At 45.8% G+C, this 4,072-nt stretch carries 4 protein-coding genes; all 4 read right to left on the reverse strand.

The window, feature by feature from the left end; all coding sequences use genetic code 11:
• Window positions 1–152: 152 nt before the first annotated feature.
• Window positions 153–1,598: a variable large family protein gene (locus LRB30_RS05530; protein WP_231020088.1), complete on the reverse strand. Its 1,446-nt coding sequence runs from the start codon at window positions 1,596–1,598 to the stop codon at window positions 153–155.
• Entirely contained in the window at window positions 1,508–1,981 is a 474-nt protein-coding gene (locus LRB30_RS05535) for a variable large family protein (RefSeq protein ID WP_231020090.1), read from the reverse strand. The genes LRB30_RS05530 and LRB30_RS05535 overlap by 91 nt, the downstream gene beginning before the upstream one ends.
• A complete protein-coding gene (locus LRB30_RS05540; protein ID WP_231020092.1) occupies window positions 1,894–2,367 on the reverse strand; it encodes a variable large family protein in 474 nt (157 codons plus the stop codon). The genes LRB30_RS05535 and LRB30_RS05540 overlap by 88 nt, the downstream gene beginning before the upstream one ends.
• A gap of 65 nt (window positions 2,368–2,432) precedes the next feature.
• Window positions 2,433–4,072, reverse strand: a 1,640-nt coding sequence (locus tag LRB30_RS05545) for a variable large family protein (protein WP_231020094.1), incomplete at its 5' end; no start/stop codon positions are given.

The raw sequence follows: 4,072 nt of genomic DNA on the forward strand, positions 1-4,072 counted from the left end.
AACTTTTTCAGAATATAAATCTATTCAATAAACATATCTTCTTAGTGAAGAACTTAATACTGATTTTAACAAAATAGAAAGTAAAAGGTAAAAACTAATATAATAGCCTCAAGTTTATTTTATCTTCTAATTAATCAAATTCATATGGTAACTTATAGAGCAATCCCCCGCAAAACAATAGCAGCAGCAATCTGATCATTTTTCTTACCTATTTTGCCTCCACCTTCACCAAACGCAGCAACAGCAGCCTCATTCTTCCCGATAGCAGCCTCAATAGCATTTGCAGCATCCTCAGCCTTTTTCCCAGTCGCAACACCTTTACCAACAGCATCAACAATCGCCTTCAGTATCTGCTCACCAGTAACCGCACCAACAGCAGCAGCTGCCTTATCAACACCAGCAGCATTATTACCATCATTACTACCAAACAACTTCCCAGCATACGCATTATTATTATCAGCATCCTTCAAATCAAACTTTCCACCCTTAGCAATCCCCCGCAAAACAATAGCAGCAGCAATCTGATCATTTTTCTTACCTATTTTGTCTGCATCATCACCAAACGCAGCAACATTAGCATCCTTCGCCCCGATAGCAGCCTCAATAGCATTTGTAGCCTCCGCAGCCTTTTTCCCCGTCTCAACACCTTTACCAGCAGCATCAACAATCGCCTTCAGTATCTGCTCACCAGTAACCGCACCAACAGCAGCAGCTGCCTTATCAACACCATCAGCATTATTACCATCATTACTACCAAACAACTTCCCAGCATCCTTATTATTAGCATCACCAGCATCAGCAACTTTAGCAGGCCCAAGCTTTACACCAGCAACTTCAGCAGCCTCAACGACACTCTTCAGCTGCGCCTTCTTATCATCAGCACCCTGCAAATCAAACTTTCCATCCTTAGCAATCCCCCGCAAAACAATAGCAGCAGCAATCTGATCATTTTTCTTACCTATTTTGCCTCCATCATCACCAAACGCAGCAACACCCGCCTCCTTCTTCCCGATAGCAGCCTCAATAGCATTTGTAGCATCCGCAGCCTTTTTCCCCGTCTTAACACCTTTACCAGCAGCATCAACAATCGCCTTCAGTATCTGCTCACCAGTAACCGCACCAACAGCAGCAGCTGCCTTATCAACACCAGCATTAGCATTACCATTAGTACTACCAAACAACTTCCCAGCATCCTTATTATCATCAGCATCAGCAACTTTAGCAGGCTCAAGCTTTACACCAGCCTCAACGCCAGCCTCAACGACACTCTTCAGCTGCTTCTTTTGCTCAGCACCACCATCCTGTAAATCAAACTTTCCACCCTTAGCAATCCCCCGCAAAACAATAGCAGCAGCAATCTGATCATTTTTCTTACCTATTTTGCCTTCACCAAACGCAGCAGCAACACCCGCATCCTCCTTCGCCCCGATAGCAGCCTCAATAGCATTTGTAGCCTCCGAAGCCTTTTTCCCCTTAACATCTTTACCAGCAGCATCAACAATCGCCTTCAGTATCTGCTCACCAGTAACCGCACCAACAGCAGCAGCTGCCTTATCAACACCAGCATCATTATTATTACCATTAGTACTACCAAACAACTTCCCAGCATCCTTATTATTAGCATTACCAGCACCAGCATCAAAGCAGCCTCAACGACACTCTTCAGCTGCTTCTTCTTATCACCACCATCCTGTAAATCAAACTTTCCACCCTTAGCAATCCCCCGCAAAACAATAGCAGCAGCAATCTGATCATTTTTCTTACCTATTTTGTCTGCACCAAACGCAGCAGCATCCGCATCCTTCGCCCCGATAGCAGCCTCAATAGCATTCTTAGCCTCCGCAGCCTTTTTCCCCGCCTTAACATCTTTACCAGCAGCATCAACAATCGCCTTCAGTATCTGCTCACCAGTAACCGCACCAACAGCAGCAGCTGCCTTATCAACACCAGCAGCATTACCACCATTAGTACTACCAAACAACTTCCCAGCATCCTTATTATTATTAGGATTATCACCAGCCTCAAAGCAGCCTCAACGACACTCTTCAGCTGCTTCTTTTGCCCAGCACCATCCTTCAAATCAAACTTTCCATCCTTAGCAATCCCCCGCAAAACAATAGCAGCAGCAATCTGATCATTTTTCTTACCTATTCCACCATCACCAAACGCAGCAGCACCCGCCTCCTTCGTCCCGATAGCAGCCTCAATAGCATTTGTAGCCTCCGAAGCCTTTTTCCTCTCTGCAACACCTTTACCAGCAGCATCAACAATCGCCTTCAGTATCTGCTCACCAGTAACCGCACCAACAGCAGCAGCTGCCTTATCAACACCAGCATTAGCATTATTACCACCATTACTACCAAACAACTTCCCAGCATCCTTATTATTATTATTACCATCACCAGCATCAGCAACTTCAGCAGGCTCAAGCTTTACACCAGCCTCAAAGCAGCCTCAACGACACTCTTCAGCTGCTTCTTTTGCTCATCAGCACCAGCATTCTGCAAATCAAACTTTCCACCCTTAGCAATCCCCCGCAAAACAATAGCAGCAGCAATCTGATCATTTTTCTTACCTATTTTGTCTTCACCATCACCAAACGCAGCAGCAACATTATCCTCATTCGCCCCGATAGCAGCCTCAATAGCATTCTCAGCATCCGCAGCCTTTTTCCCAGTCGCAACATCTTTACCAGCAGCATCAACAATCGCCTTCAGTATCTGCTCACCAGTAACCGCACCAACAGCAGCAGCTGCCTTATCAACACCATCACCAGCAGCATTACCATCAGTACTACCAAACAACTTCCCAGCATCCGCATTATTATTAGCATCACCAGCATCAGCAACTTTAGCAGGCTCAAACTTTACACCAGCCTCAACAGCAGCCTCAACGACACTCTTCAGCTGCTTCTTCTTATCAGCATTCTGCAAATCAAACTTTCCATCCTTAGCAATCCCCCGCAAAACAATAGCAGCAGCAATCTGATCATTTTTCTTACCTATTTCATCATCACCAAACGCAGCAGCAGCATCCGCCTCATTCGTCCCGATAGCAGCCTCAATAGCATTTGCAGCATCCGCAGCCTTTTTCCCCGCCTCAACATCTTTACCAGCAGCATCAACAATCGCCTTCAGTATCTGCTCACCAGTAACCGCACCAACAGCAGCAGCTGCCTTATCAACACCATCATTATCATTATTACCACCAGTACTACCAAACAACTTCCCAGCATCCTTATTATTATTAGCATTACCAGCATCAGCAACTTCAGCAGGCTCAAGCTTTACACCAGCCCCAACAGCAGCCTCAACGACACTCCTCAGCTGCGCCTTCTTATCAGCACCAGCAGCATTCTGCAAATCAAACTTTCCATCCTTAGCAATCCCCCGCAAAACAATAGCAGCAGCAATCTGATCATTTTTCTTACCTATTTTGTCTTCACCAAACGCAGCAGCATTATCCTCCTTTTCCCCGATAGCAGCCTCAATAGCATTCTCAGCATCCGAAGCCTTTTTTCCCGCCTCAACATTTTTACCAACAGCAGCCTCAACGACACTCTTCAGCTGCGCCTTCTTATCAGCACCAGCATTCTCCTTCAAATCAAACTTTCCATCCTTAGCAATCCCCCGCAAAACAATAGCAGCAGCAATCTGATCATTTTTCTTACCTATTTTGCCTCCACCATCACCAAACGCAGCAGCATTACCCTCCTCCTTCGCCCCGATAGCAGCCTCAATAGCATTTGCAGCATCCGCAGCCTTTTTCCCCGCCTTAACATCTTTACCAGCAGCATCAACAATCGCCTTCAGTATCTGCTCACCAGTAACCGCACCAACAGCAGCCTCAACGACACTCTTCAGCTGCTTCTTTTGCTCAGCAGCATTCTGCAAATCAAACTTTCCATCCTTAGCAATCCCCCGCAAAACAATAGCAGCAGCAATCTGATCATTTTTCTTACCTATTTTGCCTCCATCATCACCAAACGCAGCAACATTAGCATCCTCCTTTTTCCCGATAGCAGCCTCAATAGCATTCTCAGCATCCTCAGCCTTTTTCCCCGTCTTAACAC

It is taken from the genome of Borreliella americana, assembly GCF_021043605.1.
Lineage (GTDB): Bacteria > Spirochaetota > Spirochaetia > Borreliales > Borreliaceae > Borreliella > Borreliella americana.